Annotated in this window: 16 protein-coding genes; 8 read left to right on the top strand and 8 right to left on the bottom strand. The window is 37.8% G+C overall.

Features of this window, described 5'->3' with window-relative positions; all coding sequences use genetic code 11:
• Positions 1–94 precede the first annotated feature (94 nt).
• From macB to D7029_RS06155, 3 genes are all read right to left on the bottom strand, one after another.
• Positions 95–2,041: a macrolide ABC transporter ATP-binding protein/permease MacB gene (gene macB / locus D7029_RS06165; RefSeq protein WP_194952588.1), complete on the bottom strand. Its 1,947-nt coding sequence runs from the start codon at positions 2,039–2,041 to the stop codon at positions 95–97.
• On the bottom strand, positions 2,041–3,150 hold the full coding sequence (macA, locus tag D7029_RS06160) for a macrolide transporter subunit MacA (RefSeq protein ID WP_194952136.1): 1,110 nt from the start codon (positions 3,148–3,150) through the stop codon (positions 2,041–2,043). The genes macB and macA overlap by 1 nt, the downstream gene beginning before the upstream one ends.
• Before the next feature lie 129 nt (positions 3,151–3,279).
• Positions 3,280–4,956 carry an ATP-dependent nuclease gene (locus D7029_RS06155; RefSeq protein ID WP_088493313.1) on the bottom strand — a complete coding sequence of 559 codons (1,677 nt, stop codon included), beginning with the start codon at positions 4,954–4,956 and terminating at the stop codon, positions 3,280–3,282.
• 342 nt (positions 4,957–5,298) lie between these two features.
• Here D7029_RS06155 and D7029_RS06150 point away from each other — a divergent pair, with 342 nt between their 5' ends.
• The 6 genes from D7029_RS06150 (at position 5,299) to artM (ending at position 10,691) form a co-directional block, all read left to right on the top strand.
• Entirely contained in the window at positions 5,299–6,201 is a 903-nt protein-coding gene (locus D7029_RS06150; RefSeq protein ID WP_194952135.1) for a lysine exporter LysO family protein, read from the top strand.
• A 52-nt stretch (positions 6,202–6,253) separates the two neighbouring features.
• On the top strand, positions 6,254–7,711 hold the full coding sequence (locus D7029_RS06145; protein WP_194952134.1) for a DUF2867 domain-containing protein: 1,458 nt from the start codon (positions 6,254–6,256) through the stop codon (positions 7,709–7,711).
• Positions 7,712–7,823: 112 nt separating this feature from the next.
• The gene (gene artP / locus D7029_RS06140) at positions 7,824–8,552 is read left to right on the top strand and encodes an arginine ABC transporter ATP-binding protein ArtP (RefSeq protein ID WP_088493315.1); all 729 of its coding nucleotides are present in this window, start codon (positions 7,824–7,826) and stop codon (positions 8,550–8,552) included.
• Positions 8,553–8,566: 14 nt separating this feature from the next.
• Entirely contained in the window at positions 8,567–9,301 is a 735-nt protein-coding gene (artJ, locus tag D7029_RS06135) for an arginine ABC transporter substrate-binding protein (RefSeq protein ID WP_023581291.1), read from the top strand.
• 17 nt (positions 9,302–9,318) lie between these two features.
• Positions 9,319–10,023, top strand: coding sequence for an arginine ABC transporter permease ArtQ (artQ, locus tag D7029_RS06130; RefSeq protein ID WP_088493316.1), 705 nt, complete (start codon positions 9,319–9,321; stop codon positions 10,021–10,023).
• Entirely contained in the window at positions 10,023–10,691 is a 669-nt protein-coding gene (gene artM, locus D7029_RS06125; protein WP_075672481.1) for an arginine ABC transporter permease ArtM, read from the top strand. Before artQ ends, artM begins: the two co-directional genes overlap by 1 nt.
• A gap of 97 nt (positions 10,692–10,788) precedes the next feature.
• Here the strand turns inward: artM and D7029_RS06120 are convergent, their stop codons facing one another.
• From D7029_RS06120 to D7029_RS06105, 4 genes are all read right to left on the bottom strand, one after another.
• Complete coding sequence (locus D7029_RS06120) at positions 10,789–11,988, bottom strand: multidrug effflux MFS transporter (RefSeq protein ID WP_194952133.1); 1,200 nt, start codon at positions 11,986–11,988, stop codon at positions 10,789–10,791.
• A 105-nt stretch (positions 11,989–12,093) separates the two neighbouring features.
• Entirely contained in the window at positions 12,094–13,227 is a 1,134-nt protein-coding gene (gene rlmC, locus D7029_RS06115; protein WP_194952132.1) for a 23S rRNA (uracil(747)-C(5))-methyltransferase RlmC, read from the bottom strand.
• A gap of 30 nt (positions 13,228–13,257) precedes the next feature.
• Entirely contained in the window at positions 13,258–13,776 is a 519-nt protein-coding gene (locus D7029_RS06110) for a YbjN domain-containing protein (RefSeq protein WP_088493319.1), read from the bottom strand.
• Positions 13,777–13,943: 167 nt separating this feature from the next.
• Positions 13,944–14,246 carry a YbjC family protein gene (locus D7029_RS06105; protein ID WP_194952131.1) on the bottom strand — a complete coding sequence of 101 codons (303 nt, stop codon included), beginning with the start codon at positions 14,244–14,246 and terminating at the stop codon, positions 13,944–13,946.
• A 171-nt stretch (positions 14,247–14,417) separates the two neighbouring features.
• Between D7029_RS06105 and D7029_RS06100 the strand changes: the two genes are divergently transcribed.
• The gene (locus D7029_RS06100; RefSeq protein ID WP_088493321.1) at positions 14,418–14,681 is read left to right on the top strand and encodes a GrxA family glutaredoxin; all 264 of its coding nucleotides are present in this window, start codon (positions 14,418–14,420) and stop codon (positions 14,679–14,681) included.
• Between the two features lie 252 nt (positions 14,682–14,933).
• Here D7029_RS06100 and D7029_RS06095 read toward each other — a convergent pair whose 3' ends face one another.
• Positions 14,934–15,359 carry a secondary thiamine-phosphate synthase enzyme YjbQ gene (locus D7029_RS06095; RefSeq protein WP_194952130.1) on the bottom strand — a complete coding sequence of 142 codons (426 nt, stop codon included), beginning with the start codon at positions 15,357–15,359 and terminating at the stop codon, positions 14,934–14,936.
• Between the two features lie 239 nt (positions 15,360–15,598).
• Between D7029_RS06095 and ybjG the strand changes: the two genes are divergently transcribed.
• A complete protein-coding gene (gene ybjG / locus D7029_RS06090) occupies positions 15,599–16,210 on the top strand; it encodes an undecaprenyl-diphosphate phosphatase (protein WP_194952129.1) in 612 nt (203 codons plus the stop codon).
• Positions 16,211–17,070: the final 860 nt, after the last annotated feature.

Below are 17,070 nucleotides of genomic sequence, written 5' to 3'. Positions count from 1 at the left end.
TCACAACAGTTGGGTATTTTTAGTTAAACAGAATGCCTAATTCATTCAAATAAAAGCCCTTTATATTTCAAGGGCTTTTATCTTATAGTTTGGATTATTCTCTCGCTAGAGCATCTATTGGGTTCATTTTTGCTGCACTTCTTGCAGGTAAGAATCCAAAAATAACCCCAATGGCAGTCGAACAAATAAAAGCACTCACTAATGCGATAGGCTGGAATACAAAATGCCAATCAGGCAACATAATACTTGCCACCATAGCGATACCAAATGAAAGACCAATTCCCAGTAATCCGCCGACTAAACAAACCAAGACAGATTCTATAAGGAATTGCTGCATCACATCACTCGCTCTGGCACCTACCGCCATTCTAATACCAATTTCTCTCGTTCTTTCTGTTACTGAAACCAGCATAATATTCATTACACCAATCCCACCTACTACTAATGAAATAACGGCCACTAAAGTGAGAAACAGTTGCATGGTTTGAGTGGTACTTTCGGCTGCCTTAATAAAGCTATCAAGGTTATAAGTAAAAATATCTTTTTTACCATGCCTAATCGTTAATAAACGGATAATTTGTTGTTCTGCAACACTGGCGTCATAACCTTCAGCAGCTCTTACTGTAATACTATCAAGATAGCTTCGATTTAAAATGCGGCTATTTAGTGTACTGTAAGGCACCCATACTTTGAGGGATTGCCCATTACCAAAAGCCGATTTTTTCTCAGCAATGACGCCAACAATCGTAGAGGGAATATTGCGAATAATGATTTGTTCACCAATAACCTCTTTTTTAGTAGGAAAGAACCGCTGACGCGTATTTTCATCAATAACAACAACTTGAGCTTGGCGTTGGATCATATCAGATGTAAACGAGCGACCTTGCGAAAACTTCATGGCATACACTGTGAAATAATCGTCACTAACTCCCGCAACAGATGCTGGTGAATCTTGGTTTCCACGACGTAATCGAGTACTAAATTGAACTTGTGGTGTAACAGCTTGTACATATGACTGCTGCTTTAAAGCGAAGACATCCTGCAGCGTCAACGCTTGTCTATCTTCTGGTGAATCGCTCCCAAAATCTTTCCCGGGATAGATATCAATAGTATTAGAGCCAATCGCTTTTATATCCGCCAACACCATACTTTTAGCTGCATCACCAATCACAATAATCGTAACGACAGAGGCAATACCAATAATAATGCCAAGCATCGTTAGCAAAGTGCGTACTTTGTTCACCACCATTGCACGCCAAGCCATATCTAATGCTTGTGTAAAACGCCCAAATATTTGCCCCAAATAAGAAGACGCTAAAACGGTTGTTGTCTCTTTTTTAACTTTATTTGCCGTTGTTTGATGGCAATTATCATTAATAATTTTACCGTCTTTTATCTCTATAATTCGTTCAGCCTGTGCCGCAATTAAAGGATCATGGGTTACGATAATCACCGTATGCCCTTGCTCATTGAGTTGCTTAAGAATAGACATAACTTCTTTGCCAGAATGGCTATCCAATGCACCTGTTGGCTCATCAGCAAGAATGACTTCACCGCCATTCATTAATGCTCTAGCAATACTTACACGCTGTTGCTGACCACCAGAGAGCTGATTAGGACGATAATCAACACGATCACCTAATCCTAAGCGTGCTAATAATTCGCGTGCCCTCTCTTTTCTTTGGGTAGCATTTTTATCTGCATAAATCGCAGGAATTTCAACATTCTGCTCTGCAGTTAAATGCGACATTAAATGGTAGCGCTGGAAGATAAAACCAAAATGCTCACGGCGTAATGCAGCAAGTTGGTCGCTTTCCATTTTCGCAACACTTTGACCGGCAACTTTATATTCACCACTACTTGGTTTATCTAAGCAGCCTAAAATATTCATTAAAGTCGATTTACCGGAGCCTGAAGCCCCTATAATCGCCACCATTTCGCCAGCATTAATTGTTAATGAGACTTTATTGAGAACAACAGTTTCTTCTTCACCATTGGTATATAAACGGCTAACCTCATTGAGCTCTAATAATGCAGGCATCATGCGTCTCCTGAAGTTTCACCCAGAATAACCTCATCGTTTTCTTTTAATCCGCTGAGCACTTCTGCATAAACATCAGTACGCATACCTATTTTTACTGTGCGTTTTTCTGGCTGACCATTAACTAATACATCAACATAATATTCATTAATTCCTGCATCATCGCCTAATACAGAAAGCGGAACGAGAAGCACATCTTTCTTATTTTCGATAAGAATTTTAACTTGTGCTGTCATTTGTAAACGTAGTAAATGCTGTTCATTAGGTACTTCAAAACGGGCATAGTAAAAAATAGCGTCATTAATTTTTTCGGGGGTAGGTAGGATATCTTTCAACTTACCGCTGAACGCTTTATCTGGCGCACCTAAAACCGTAAAAGAGGCACTAAGCTCAGGCTTTAAATAAATAACATCAGCTTCTGATACTTCTGCTTTTACCAGCATCGTATCTAAATCTGCTAACGTTAAAATAGTCGGTGCTTCTTGCGCGGCAATTACCGTTTGGCCTTCAAGGGTTTTAATAAAAGTGACAACGCCATCCATAGGTGCGGTTATCCGCGTATATTGCAGGTTAGTTCTCGCCGTATCTAGCGTAGCTTGGTTCTTTTTAATTTGTGCTTGATAAGTGATGATGCGTGCTTTTTTTACTTCAACATCAGTTTTAGTACGATCAAGTTCATCTTGTGCAATCGCATGAGTACCAATAAGCTTTAATTGGCGTTGATAAGTTAATTGAGCTAAGCGCAATTCCGCCTGTGCTTGTTGAAGGTTTGCTCTAAGCTCATTGTTGGTTTCCTGCGATTCAGTGACTTCGTTTTGCGCTTTCTTAGGATCAATAATGGCGAGTAAATCCCCCTTTTTAACCACATCGCCCTCTTTCACAAACAAAGTTTGTAACTGACCACTGACCTGCGCACCCACATCAACTTTACGCACAGCATCAAGCTTACCCGTTGCAGTGACTTCTTTTGACAGATCACCTCTTGTGATCTGCTGAGTTTGATATATTGGTGCTTTCTCTTTTGGCAAAAAAAAGTACGTAGCAATTGCTACAATAATTAAAATAAGGGTGAGAACTTTCCCTCGCTTTTTTAAAGATAAAAAAGCCATAAAATTTCCTTCTTAAACATAAAGATGCAATAAATCATACAAAGCATTAGCTATGAGGTTCTATTCTCATAGCTAAATAAAATAAGTGTAGGTCTCGTAGATTTATCTTGCTTATACAAGTGTTGCGAATTAATTCGCTTTACCTCTTGCAAGCCATGCCACACGAGAAAACATACTTTTCAGTATGGAAGGGATAGAGTCTACTCCTCGTTGAGCCGCATTGTTAGCCACCGTTAGTGCTAGATCAGGCTTGGATGAACGTTGAATAGCTTTAATGATCACGCGTCGAGTTGGCCATTTTTCATTATCTGGCACACCTGCAACATCATGATATACATTGCGAAAGCCTTCTTTATATAAAAAATGTTCCATATCTAAGGCTGGAAGCTTTGTTAATCTATCACGCTCTGCATCATTACTTTTTGATGCAAAATCCTTAACGGTAGCGGCATATTTCTTACCCGCTTCATCACCATCCACTAAGGTATGCCATTCTATGCCCATATAGGTTGCGTACTTTAATAATGGCTTAAGTCCACATTGAGCAAACTCAATGACTTTTATTCCTTCAGCTTCAAAGAAATAATTACATTGCCTTGCCAACTCGTTCATTAGCCAAATTTCCGTTTCACCTTCAACCAATAACCAGCAACGAGCAAAAAGTGCAGAGGGTCGGTTATAACGAATATGAAAAGAGATACGTCGCTCTTCATCAGAATGCAGTTGCTGATCCCCAACGCGGTAAGCAGCAACTTTATCGGTATCACGCACTAAACGGCAAACACTCTCTAATGGAGCAAGTGACAGTAACTCTCCCGAGTTTGTGGTTGTGATCCGTTGTAATGAGAAAAGATTAAGTAATCCCCAAGCCACCGAAAGCATAATAGGATGCAAACGTGTTTCTGGGTTTTCAACAATCACGATAGGTCTTGCATAAGGATCAAGCGCGACACTACCACGAGACTGCAAGATAGAAGAAAACATTCCCAAGATAATTAATCGAATACTTCTCTGATTAGGTTTTGCCAACACTTTATTAATATTTTCTAAGGCATGCCAGCCACGTACATGAGGCTCATTGACTTTTCGATGACGAGAGCGAGATTTAAACAGCAACGAACCGTGATCGGCAAAATAGTGCCCTAGCAGTTGTTGCATTGCATCAAGACCTTCACGTAAATCATCATCTGACAACTCGTCAGGATTTTTAACTAACGCTTTGGTTAACTCACTCATTTTATTATTAAACGCTTCTCGATGAGGATTATTATGAGAATCGATAACGTCAGAGGCAAGATCACGAACAAAACGCGCATCTTGTAAGCGAAGAACCGGATAAAGCCTAACAATCTCTGCAATAATTTCTTGAGTTTGTCCATTAGGTAAGCGAATTTGCTTTCCTTCTTTATCAAGAAAATAGCGGAATGTTTTTACATTTTTCTGCTCATCTAATTCAGCGCTAATTCGGTAATAAATATGTTTAAGATCATCACCATTTTCAACCCACACAGGCGCTATTTTATGGAAACGGTAAGATCGATGACGTCCGGGACGAGATTCGGTAAACGTTAAAATAATTTGTAGGCTTTTTTTGCCATTTTCTTCCGGCTCATTCGGCAAACGATGGAAATCATCAGGTGTAAATGCATATTGGTAGGTTTCAATACCCAAACTGAGTGTTAACGCATCAAGTAATGAGCTTTTACCCCACGCATTTTCACCTACTAAGACTGTATTCATATCAAGAGGTAATGAGAGACGATTAAGTCCACGGAATCCAACTATTTCCACTCTTTCTAAATACATAAATTCCCTCGTTAGTTACGACTAAGCTATGGTTTTATTTTATTCTTCCTATCTTCATTTTATGCTTAATCAGCTAATAATTTCACTTAATGGATATTTTCATTAAATCATAGTTCAAGATAGCCGTAATAAAATTTACTCAACTATTCGATATATACCCATTTTGTTCGCTTTTCAATCAATTAAAGCCTCTTACACCTAAACGTGGTAGGCTCGTTACCTTTAATAAATATTTTAGACTTATCTTAATTTCTGTATCCACAACATCATAAGTAAATGTTATAATCCGATTCACGTTATTAGTTTATTTTATAATTTGAGCACACTCAGTAAGGAATAGAAATGCTATCAGGGTTATTGATTATCCTACTTCCGCTTTTTGTAGGGTATTTGATTAAGTTAAACAATCGCCCATTACTTCATTTGGCAAACCGCCTACTTAGCGCGATGATTTACGTTATCCTATTTCTAATGGGCGTCAGTTTAGCCATGCTAGATAATATTGGTGAAAACTTAGTCTCAATTCTTTCTTATGCCAGTGTTTTCTTTTTATGTACCTTTGGCGCTAATTTACTGTTTTTATGGCTACTGGATAAAAAAGATCCTTGGCATGTTCCTGCCCATAAACAGTCCAAGCCCCCTTCACGCATAAAAATGGTACTTGAATCACTACAGTTATGCGGTGTCGTTGTTGTGGGTTTCTTTGTCGGTTTAACAGGCTGGTCAATTTTCCACTATGCCTCTCATGCCAGCCAAGGCGCACTTATCTTCTTACTTTGGTTAGTCGGTTTACAATTACGCAATAGCGGAATGAGCCCAAAGCAAATTCTTATCAACCGTCGAGGAACAACTGTTGCCGTCGTTATGGGTGTTAGCGCACTTGCTGGAGGAGCTTTAGCGGCTTACTTACTAGGATTGCCGATGAAAATGGGATTAGCCATTGCATCCGGTTATGGTTGGTATTCGTTATCAGGTATTGTACTCACTGATGCATTTGGCCCCGTTATTGGTAGTACTGCATTTTTCAATGACTTAATGCGTGAATTAGCGGCAATCATGCTTATCCCTATCATTGTTAATCGTTATAGAAATACGGCATTAGGGATTTGTGGTTCAACATCCATGGACTTTACCTTACCTGTTTTACAAAGAAGTGGCGGTGTATCCATCGTTCCCGCGGCTATTGTGCATGGATTCGTTTTAAGTTTAATCACACCAATCTTGATGGCGTTCTTTACTTCATAGAAAAATCAGTAACAATAGAACGATAACGTTCTCTTTTTACAATGGATTAACAATGAATCAACAGCGTGTATTAGTACTTGGTGCAAGTGGACATATTGGTCAAAATCTTATTCCAGCTCTGATAAAACAAGGTCATCAGGTCACCGCGGGTGCCCGTAGAGTTGACTGGATGATGTCTCAAGGTTGGGAAAATACACGCTGTATCTTTGTTGATTTACATGATCCAGAAACCTTAAACAAAGTAATGCATGATACTGATATCGTTTATTACCTTGTTCATAGCATGGGTGATGCACATAATTTAGTTGAACAAGAGCGTAAAGCGGCAATTAACGTTGTAGAAGCGTTAGAAGGCACCGACGTTAAACAAATTATCTTTTTAAGTGCCTTACAGCATGAAGATCAACAATACTCGCCTCATCTTATTGCCCGAAAACTTACGGGTGAAGTGTTAAGAACCAGCACTGTTCCTGTGACTGAAATCCGCACCTCAATGATTGTTGGTCCCGGCTCTGCTGCCTTTGAGATTATGCGTGATATGGTTTATAACCTTCCTATTCTTACACCACCACGTTGGGTTCGCTCTAAATCCTCCCCTATTGCGCTTAAAAATTTAATTCACTATTTAACTGAAATTATTCATCACCCCACTCATCAACATCGTATTTTTGATGCTGGTGGCCCTGAATATATTAGCTACCAAACCCTTTTTGAGCGCTTTATTAAAATCTCTGGTAAAAAGCGAGTGCTGATCCCGCTACCTATGCCGGGTAGTCTTATTTCTGCGGGCTTTATCAGTATGATAACCTCTGTACCCACTTCTATTGCTAAAGAGCTTATTCAAGGGCTTAAATACGATCTCCCTGCCAACGATGAGCCATTACGTAAACTTATTCCTCAGACTCTCATAAAATTTGATGATGCGGTAAAAGAAACACTCGCTGATGAAGAAGCCGCTTTAGATAACCAAGACTGGGGTTACTCTCCGGCTGTTCGTAGTCGCTGGAAACCCGGTTATGGTTATTACCCTAAAAATGCAGGTTGTACAGTATCTACACCCGCAAGCGCAGCATCCCTTTGGCATACAGTGCAACAAATAGGCGGAGAGCAAGGTTATTTTTATGGTAATGCGCTATGGAAAACTCGCGCCATTATGGATGATATTGCTGGAAATAAAGTCACTTACGGACGCCCTTCCAGAGAAACATTAGAACTTGGCGATATGATTGATGGTTGGCGAGTAATCAAACTAGAGCCTGAAAAACAACTCACACTATTATTTGGAATGAAAGCGCCCGGTTTAGGCAGACTCTCTTTCACGATCCACGACAGTGGCAATCTTCGCTCAATAGATGTTCGCGCTTGGTGGCACCCAGCAGGTTTTAGTGGATTACTTTATTGGTTCGCCATGATGCCTGCGCACTTATTTATTTTCAAAGGTATGGCTAAAACCATAAGTACTAACGCTTACAAACTGGATAAAAATTCACCTGACGGTGAAAAAAAATAGCCAAATTACCCATTTTTACGTAAAAAAACCACTTTATTATGCAGTTTTAGTTGCATAATTATTCTTACCGTTTTATTATTTGAACCAGTTAATGACTATTCAGAAAAAACGCATGAGTATTCAATTAAAAAACATAAATTGTTTCTACGGTTCGCACCAAGCACTCTATGATATTAATCTAGAATGCTCTGCCGGTGAAACAATGGTTCTATTAGGACCAAGTGGTGCAGGTAAGAGCTCACTAATGAGAGTTCTTAATTTATTAGAAATGCCACGTTCAGGCGAATTAGAAATTGCGGGTCTACATTTTGACTTTAGCCAACAGCCTAACGCAAAGGCAATTCGTTCATTACGCCAAAATGTGGGTATGGTATTTCAACAATACAATTTATGGCCACATTTAACGGTTCTTGATAATTTAATTGAAGCACCTTGTCGTGTATTAGGTTTATCAAAACCGCAAGCCAAAGAAAAAGCGATGAAATTGCTTGAGCGTTTACGTTTGAGTGATTACGCAGGACGTTTTCCTCTGCATTTATCTGGAGGACAACAACAACGTGTTGCTATTGCAAGAGCATTAATGATGGAGCCTCAAGTTCTCTTATTTGATGAACCTACGGCGGCATTAGATCCTGAAATTACAGCTCAAGTTGTTGATATTATTAAAGAGCTATCTGAAACGGGGATTACACAAGTTATTGTGACCCATGAAGTTGAAATTGCACGCAAAGCCGCGAGCAAAGTTGTATATATGGAAAACGGCCGTATTATAGAGCAAGGTGATAACTATCATTTCACTGCTCCACAAACGGAAGCTTTTGCTAATTACTTGTCACACTAAATCAGGATCAGACAATGAAAAAAATATTATTTGCAGCACTTCTGACCAGTATTACACTTTCTGCAACTGCGGCTGAGAAAGAGACAATTCGTTTTGCAACTGAAGCAACGTATCCTCCATTTGAAATGATCGATGCGAATAATCAAATTGTGGGATTTGATGTTGATTTAGCCAATGCAATGTGTGCAAAAATTAATGCTGATTGTACCTTTACCAATCAGTCATTTGATAGTTTAATTCCTAGTCTGAAATTCCGTCGTTTTGAAGCGTTAATGGCGGGTATTGATATTACGCCAGAGCGTCAAAAACAAGTTGATTTCACCGATTCTTACTATGATAACTCAGCAGTATTTATTACAGTAACGGGTAAAATCTCTGATGTAGCAAGCCTAAAAGGCAAACAAATTGGTGTACAAAATGGGACAACCCATCAGAAATTCATCAATGAACAACACAAAGAGATGAAAACTGTTCCTTATGACAGTTACCAAAATGCGGTATTAGATCTTAAAAATGGTCGTATCGAAGCTATCTTTGGTGATACTGCGGTTGTTAATGAGTGGCTGAAAAAGAATCCTGAATTAGGTATTGTAGGCGACAAAGTTGCAGATCCTAACTACTTTGGTACAGGTCTTGCGATCGCGGTAAGAAAAGGTAATGCTGATTTACAAGATAAATTAAACAAAGCATTAGCTGAAGTAAAAGCTGATGGCACCTATGATGTCATTTATAAAAAATGGTTTGAATAACAATAATAGCTTAATAAATGAATGAAATAACAACTCTAGCAGGTGCGGCCGTTACAACGGTCTCACTTGCTATTTCTGCTCTTATCATCGGATTAGTTCTAGCCATGCTGTTTACAGCTTGGGAATCCGCGAGATGGAAAGCCTTTGCTTTCTTAGGAACATGCTGGGTAACACTAATTAGAGGACTACCAGAAATGCTGGTGGTTCTTTTTGTCTATTATGGCACCCTACAAGGTGTCATGATGCTAATGGATGGAATTGATCTCGGTGCTTTCACCTTACAAGTTGATTTTGGTGATACTGAATCATTACCTTTCTATTGCGGTGTTATCGCCCTTTCACTTCTTTATGCATCTTATGCTTCGCAAACTTTACGTGGTGCATTAAAAGCAGTACCAACAGGACAATGGGAAGCCGGCCAAGCATTAGGTATGGGTCGTATTACTATTTTCTTCCGCTTTATCATGCCTCAAATGTGGCGCCACGCTTTACCGGGGTTAGGTAATCAATGGTTAGTTCTATTAAAAGATACCGCTTTAGTCTCATTAATCAGTGTTAATGATTTAATGTTACAAACACAAAGTATCGCTAACCGAACTCAAGAGCCTTTTACTTGGTATAGCATTGTTGCATTGATTTATTTGGCAATTACTTTGGTCAGTCAATATATCCTGAAATGGTTAGAAATGAGAACGACTCGATTTGAACGGAGTGCCTCATAATGTGGGATTATATTGTTGATATTTTACCGGGATTACCAACAAGCCTGTCTTTAACAGTCGTGGCTCTATTGGTTGCATTTACACTTTCGGTTTTAATGACTTTTGTTTTGGCACTCAAAACACCTGTCATTAGCCAAATAGTCAAAGCCTATATTACCTTATTTACGGGTACGCCTTTATTGGTGCAGTTTTTCTTAATCTATTATGGCCCTGGGCAATTTCCTGTGTTGAAAAACTTCCCAACAATGTGGGAGTTATTATCAACACCGTGGTTTTGTGCAATGGTCACATTAGCATTAAATAGTGCGGCTTATTCAACCTTACTTTTCTATGGTGCTGTAAGGGCGATCCCATCTGGACAATGGCAATCTTGCCAAGCATTAGGAATGTCACCAGTACAAACAGCAAGAGTGATATTACCTTACGCATTTAAGCGTGCACTTTCATCATATTCAAACGAAGTCGTTTTGATATTCAAAAGTACCTCACTTGCCAGCACTATCACCTTACTTGAATTAACAGGTTATAGCCGACAAGTCTTTGGTCAAAGCTATGATGTGATGGTTTTTGTTGCAGCAGGTATTATTTATCTGTGTATCAACGGAATACTGACACTCTTAATGCGATTAATTGAGAAGAAAGCCTTAGAGTTTGAGCACCGTAATTAAAAAACGAGTAAGCAAAACCATCAATGTAAAAACACCCCAGTAGTTTTCACTCTGGGGTGTTTTTTTATGGCTAAATAAACAGTAGCAAATAATGGTTCTATTTTTGTGTAGCCTGTTTTTCTATTAACGACTCTTTATGGCTTACTCGGTAAGCGTTCAGTGCTAATAAACTACCCAGTAACATCACAATAGCTAACGCTAATTTAGGTTGTACTGGTGAAGCCAGTGCCGTTAAACCAAAGGCTGCACCACCCGCCATCTGAATAAAGCCCACTAATGCAGAGGCAATACCTGCTGTTTGTGAATAAGGCTCAAGAGCATAACTTGTCGCTGGTCCCATAATAAAAGCAAGACCCGCGCAAGCACTTGCTACGGGCAGCATATAAATCAGCCAATGATTTTGTATTTCAGCAGGGATAAATATCAAGCTACCTAACAAACTCACACAGCCCAATCCCATTAATCCGCTTCCTAAGATCAAACAAATAGGTCTACCAACACGGTGAATAACACGGTTTGCATAAAAACTGACAAACATTATCCAAAAACCATTTACACCGAAAACAATAGAAAAAATCAGCGCTGATAATTTTGCATCATTCATTAATACAATTGGGGCAAATGACACATAAGTTAATGCCATTCCCATGGTTCCCGCATTCACTAATGCAAAAGTTAAAAAACGTTTACTACATAAAATCTCAAGGTATGTTTTACCTAATTTTTGTTTTGATTGAGCTGTATTTTCAGGCTTTGTCTCTGGTAAAAAACGAGTGATCAAAATTAATACAAGCACTGAATAGAAAATCAAGAACCCAAAAGGTGCACGCCATCCCCAATATTCAGCCAATAATCCACCTAATAGTGGCGCTAATGCAGGAATAATATTTAACGTGCCATTTAAAAAACCGAAAACGCGGGCGGCTTCATTACCATTAAAACAGTCACGAACGCAGGTAAAAGCCACAACAGAAGTACAGCACACCGCTGAAGCTTGTAATAATCGTGATATAATAAAAAGCGTTGAGTCTGTCGAAATGGTTGCAATGACAGAACCCACAATATAGATAAGTATCCCAGCGATAGCGATTGGTTTACGACCGAACTTATCCACCAAAGGCCCCGATATAAGTTGCCCTACACCTAAGACTAGAATAAATAAAGCGATAGTAGATTGAATAAGGGATACGCTACTTCCTAAATCTTGAGCAATTGTCGGTATCGTCGGTAAATAGAGATCGATTCCCAAAGGCCCCAATAACACCATCACTAATAACAACGCTTTTAAATTCTGCATAAAATAGAATGCCCATCTAATAAAAAAGAAAACGCCCGATGTTATCCATCGAGCGTTAAATACTGATTTATACTAACACTCAATCACTATTTTGTAATAAATATCTTAGCTGTCTTGTAATACCAATAACGTAAGGACTTCATAGTGAGAAGTATGAGGAAACATATCAAACAACTGCACTCTATCTATTCGATAATGAGAAAGTTGCTGAATATCTTTTGCCATCGTTTGAGCATTACAACTTGAGTAAAGGATAAAGCGAGGTTTCATTTTATTGAGATAACCGCACAATGCCTCACCAATACCTCGCCTTGGTGGATTAACAAGCACTAATTCAGGAACAGACTCTTTAGCTAATGCATAACCTGTTGAATCTAACGCCTGAAATTCGACATGCTCTAACCCTAATTCCTGAGCTGATAAACGTGCACATTCAATAGCTTCTGGGCTAATTTCAATACCTGTTAATTGGGTTGATTTATCTGCACAATGCAACCCAAAGCCGCCTGATCCACAAAACATATCCCACAAATGCGTAATATTTAATTCTCTTACCCAACGACCTGCTGTGGCATAAAGAGATGAAGCTACCGCTGGGTTAGTTTGAAAAAAACCTCTAGGTCGAATATGTAATGGAATTTGGTTAAATGATTCATCCAAGAACGTTTTTTCTGTCAGAATAATTTCTTGGTCACCTTCCAAAATAGCCATATGCACAGGTTGAATATTAACGGAGATAACCGCTAATTGAGGCAACTGTTCTTGTAACCAAGGAAGTGCTTTACGAAGTTGTTCTAGTTTTTTTTCTGAACGCAAAACAAAGCGCAACATCATGGTGTTATTACTTCGGCTCTCAGTTAATAAGATAAACTTGAGTTCACCACGACGGCGTTCGATGTCGTAAGGTACTAGCCCTGCTTTTGCAATAAATGTTTTCAAAATAGAAAACACGGGTGCAAAAGAAACTGGATACAGTGGACATTCGCATAAATCGACAGCAACACCTTCTTTGGTTTTTAAGCCCAAGACGGGTCTTTCAACACTCCCGCTGACTACCATTTTTGCTTTATTACGAAACTGCGCTGGTTCGCTTTCAACAGGCGCTAATTTATCAAAAGCATAATCTTCTGGAAGTAATGCTAATAGGCTGTGCTGTTTTTTCTTGATTTGTTCAGGATAAGCAAGAGAAAGCCATTCACAAGAATGACATTCACCCGCACTAAATCGTGCGCATTGCATAAGATTTTGTGACCGTTATGGAGATTAATATTAATGTACAGTATAGGAGGAGTCGGTTGATGCGCTATTTATCTCAACATCTTCGTCTTCATCTTCTTCTTCATTTTCACTTTCTTGTTTTTCACCATACAAGAAACCGTTATTAAAAATTTCGCTAACGACTTCAGCAGATTGCTCTTCTGCTTTTTGTAAGAACAGGTCGAATTGATTCAGTGAAATACCAGCTGCAACCGGGAATGATTGACAGAAAACTAATTTTGGTAAGTTCTCATCACTAATTTCTAGAAATGTTTTAATAAATAAAGAGCTTGCATTAATTTGGCTTAGATTTGCCATTAATGGCACTATTGCTGACGGCTTTAGCTCAGCGATAGCGGTAAATACAAGTACATCTTCAAGAATATCAATTTTGGCATCAAAAATACCACTGATATATTGAAGATGCGGTAAATGTAACGCCTGACAAGAGTCACATTCATAGTAAGCAATCTGTAGTTCATCAAGCCAAGACTTTAGCTGATCCAGATCGGTAGTCACAACAGCGTTCATTCAAATAACCTTTACGCGCAAAAAAAAGAGTGCCTGTTGGCATTGGTGCTATTTTGCCACTTTTTCTATCTTGAAGGCACTAATAAATAGAAAAACTAAGAAAATTAAGCCAATTTACATATTGGGTTTTCTTAGTTTCTAATGCATTTTTGAGAAAAAACAGTCAACTATTCTTCGTTATTCTCTTTTTTCTTTTTACTCTTTGTGGATTTATGATCAATCCCTAAAAAAGTTAATCGATAAATAGCACGCCATACAATATGGATAGCAGGCGGGATCATGCAGATAACACCCAAAACAACTAGCGTTAATTGTCCTGTATACGTTCCTAGCCACTGCGGAGAGGTCATATATTGGTTGATATAAAGATAAGCAACCACCAATAAAATAATACCGATTATCTCAATGATGATAATGGGTTTTGGCATATCTGACAGTGATTTCATATCTCGATTTGAAGGCTTTTCCATCGTTTCTCCGCTAAATGCTGTGTCGCAGTCCTATCTCATTATTCGGCAAATTGGTATAATTTATCACACTAAAAGGCAATAACTGTTTTTGTTTAGCCTAATAAAAGGGCATAGTAACAACCAATAGAAACTATTATGCCTGAATTTTATTTCCTCAATAAGGAGTGTCGTATGTTTGTTGTCATTTTTGGTCGCCCAGGTTGCCCATATTGTGTTCGTGCGAAACAACTGGCTGAAACTTTGTCTGAAAAACGTGACGATTTCGATTTCCGCTATGTAGATATTCAAGCTGAAGGAATTACAAAAGCTGATTTATCTAAAACTGTCGGAAAAGAAGTTGAAACTGTGCCACAAATTTTTATTGATGAAAAACACATTGGTGGTTGCACAGATTTTGAAGCTTATGCTAAAGAAAACTTAGGCATCTACAACTAATTAAAAAGCGCTAAAACAGTTTATATATCAATATGTTTTAGCGCTTTCCCTTTTTTATTCCCCATTTTTTCTTTATCTTTCCTCTCTTTTTTAAAAAAAATTCTATTTTTTTTCATTAGTCAGCGAACTTTCTTTCTAACTCGGAGTCTGAATTAGTGCCACTGCTTTTCTTTGATGTCCCCAAATATTGAGGAGCCCGATAGTTTCAACCCTTTTGGTGAAATAACTGTCGGGTTTTTTATTGCCTGAAATCTAGTAACACTCACCTTGTAAGGTCACAATAATCCGACGACTACCGCCGTGATTTCGATGCTCACCAAGATAAATCCCCTGCCAAATCCCTAAATTCAACTCACCTTGACTGATAGGAACCGTGACACTTTGTCCAAGTAAGCTACTTTTAATATGCGCTGGCATATCATCACTGCCTTCATAGGTGTGAAGATAGTAATCTTCGTCCTCTTTTACGCTTTGATTAAAGAAGCTTTCAAAGTCACTTCGCACTGTTGGATCCGCATTTTCATTAATCGTTAATGAAGCCGATGTATGTTGAATAAAAAAATGAGCAATTCCGATTTTATATTGTCTTAGCTCTGGTAATTCTTGAATCAATGCTTGTGTAATTAAGTGAAATCCTCTTGGCCTTGCATTAAGGACAATATTTTTCTGGAACCACATAAAGTTATACCTCGTTGAAGATAAGAAAAAGAACGATGTGAGAGCAATAACATAAGCGCAATACTCTTTTTAAGAGTGCTTTAGCCCAGTTTGATATAAAACTGACAAATCTTTTAAAAAAAGCACAATTAAATAAGAAAAAAACACTTTACCCCTATTACTCCCTCATTTACCCTTAAAAACTTGCGTATTATGTATCATAAACATCGCTTATCAGTACGACACGTATGGAGCCTACTTTGCTGGAACAATTCAATTTAGCCGTATTTTCAATGATGAATGCAACACCTGCGGCATCTCCTTTAGAAATCGGTACGGCGATAATTATTGCTAAGTACCTTGTCTATCTTTTTCCGTTATCTTTAGTGTTCTATTGGTTATGGGGTAATGAAAAACATCTTAGTCAGCAAAGAACATTAGTGTGCAAAGCTGCCGTCTCTTTAGGTATTGCACTTTCTATCTCTTGGATGATTGGAGCAATTGCGCCTCATGAACGCCCTTTTGCAGCTAACATTGGCTACAACTTTCTCGACCATGATGCGACACCTTCATTCCCAAGTAACCATGGTACGTTTGTTTTCACCATTGCTTTAGCTTATCTCTTTTGGCATAACAGCAAACGTATTGGCTATATTATGCTTGGTTTAGGACTTGCGATTGCTTGGGCGCGTATCTATCTTGGCGTGCATTGGCCAATCGATATGATTGGTGCCTTTATCGTTGCTCTACTTTCTTGTGGCCTTTGCCAGATCTTCTGGTCTAAAGGTGGCGATATACTCCAAAAATGGGTACAAAGGCTCTATCAGCTCTGTTTTGCCTATCCTATTCGTAAAGGTTGGACAAAGGCCTAACCTTTCTAATACCGAAAAAGACCACATTTATTGTGGTCTTTTTTATATTTAGCTTAAGTAACATTGCCCTTCAATATATTAATATATAAATAAAAATATTCTCTATTATTATATTATTTGTCCAAAAATAAATATGTTGTTATTTTAATCAAAATAAAACTTTTATATTCGTTATATAACAACCTACCAAACTCATTTATTAACAAATTCACTGTCGTATTTATAAACAATATTCTACTTATAAACGAAATATAGCTATATTCATTTCATAAAATAAAAGAAATTCATTAATAAATAATCATATTGCATCGTTTCTATATTCTTTTGTCTAGTTTTAAACATTAATTAAAGAAATTTATTTATTGTTTTATTTCAACAAGATACGCGGTTAACACAATGTTTTAATTGTAAACAAAAATAACCTAATTGATTTTAATCATTTATTTTCTAAATAATAAAAACACCTAAAAATAATCATTAACATATGAACATTTAAGTATTTAGCTTTATTTTATACTTACTTTAAAACTGGAAAGTTATTTCAAAATGTTTTAAAAACCCCCTCTAAAAACACAAAATATAAAAAATGTTACATTTTCAGGTTTTTCAGTTATATTTAGCATTTGAGATGGTGATCACGGTAGTTTATCCTGAAAAACACTATATTCTGCACCTCTTAAGTCTGGATATAAACTTATTGAATATTTTTTCAAATTTTGAAAGAGCTTAATTCTTTTGAAATTTAAAGATTTTATCTGTGGTAATTGAAGATATTGAGATAACACCAGGTACTCAATGCACTCATTTATTCATAATTAAATTTATGCCGTGATTATTTCTAAAAAGAAATACAATCACGC

The organism is Proteus vulgaris, assembly GCF_016647575.1.
Taxonomy (GTDB): Bacteria; Pseudomonadota; Gammaproteobacteria; order Enterobacterales; family Enterobacteriaceae; genus Proteus; species Proteus mirabilis_B.
The sequence above is the reverse complement of the archived record's forward strand: the minus strand, read 5'-3'. Positions and strand labels throughout refer to the sequence as shown.

Bases quoted from the DNA above. Each gene is read 5' to 3' on its own strand.
- macB (WP_194952588.1), bottom strand. From the start codon at position 2,041: ATGCCTGCATTATTAGAGCTCAATGAGGTTAGCCGTTTATATACCAAT.
- macA (WP_194952136.1), bottom strand. From the start codon at position 3,150: ATGGCTTTTTTATCTTTAAAAAAGCGAGGGAAAGTTCTCACCCTTATT.
- D7029_RS06155 (WP_088493313.1), bottom strand. From the start codon at position 4,956: ATGTATTTAGAAAGAGTGGAAATAGTTGGATTCCGTGGACTTAATCGT.
- D7029_RS06150 (WP_194952135.1), top strand. From the start codon at position 5,299: ATGCTATCAGGGTTATTGATTATCCTACTTCCGCTTTTTGTAGGGTAT.
- D7029_RS06145 (WP_194952134.1), top strand. From the start codon at position 6,254: ATGAATCAACAGCGTGTATTAGTACTTGGTGCAAGTGGACATATTGGT.
- artP (WP_088493315.1), top strand. From the start codon at position 7,824: ATGAGTATTCAATTAAAAAACATAAATTGTTTCTACGGTTCGCACCAA.
- artJ (WP_023581291.1), top strand. From the start codon at position 8,567: ATGAAAAAAATATTATTTGCAGCACTTCTGACCAGTATTACACTTTCT.
- artQ (WP_088493316.1), top strand. From the start codon at position 9,319: ATGAATGAAATAACAACTCTAGCAGGTGCGGCCGTTACAACGGTCTCA.
- artM (WP_075672481.1), top strand. From the start codon at position 10,023: ATGTGGGATTATATTGTTGATATTTTACCGGGATTACCAACAAGCCTG.
- D7029_RS06120 (WP_194952133.1), bottom strand. From the start codon at position 11,988: ATGCAGAATTTAAAAGCGTTGTTATTAGTGATGGTGTTATTGGGGCCT.
- rlmC (WP_194952132.1), bottom strand. From the start codon at position 13,227: ATGCAATGCGCACGATTTAGTGCGGGTGAATGTCATTCTTGTGAATGG.
- D7029_RS06110 (WP_088493319.1), bottom strand. From the start codon at position 13,776: ATGAACGCTGTTGTGACTACCGATCTGGATCAGCTAAAGTCTTGGCTT.
- D7029_RS06105 (WP_194952131.1), bottom strand. From the start codon at position 14,246: ATGGAAAAGCCTTCAAATCGAGATATGAAATCACTGTCAGATATGCCA.
- D7029_RS06100 (WP_088493321.1), top strand. From the start codon at position 14,418: ATGTTTGTTGTCATTTTTGGTCGCCCAGGTTGCCCATATTGTGTTCGT.
- D7029_RS06095 (WP_194952130.1), bottom strand. From the start codon at position 15,359: ATGTGGTTCCAGAAAAATATTGTCCTTAATGCAAGGCCAAGAGGATTT.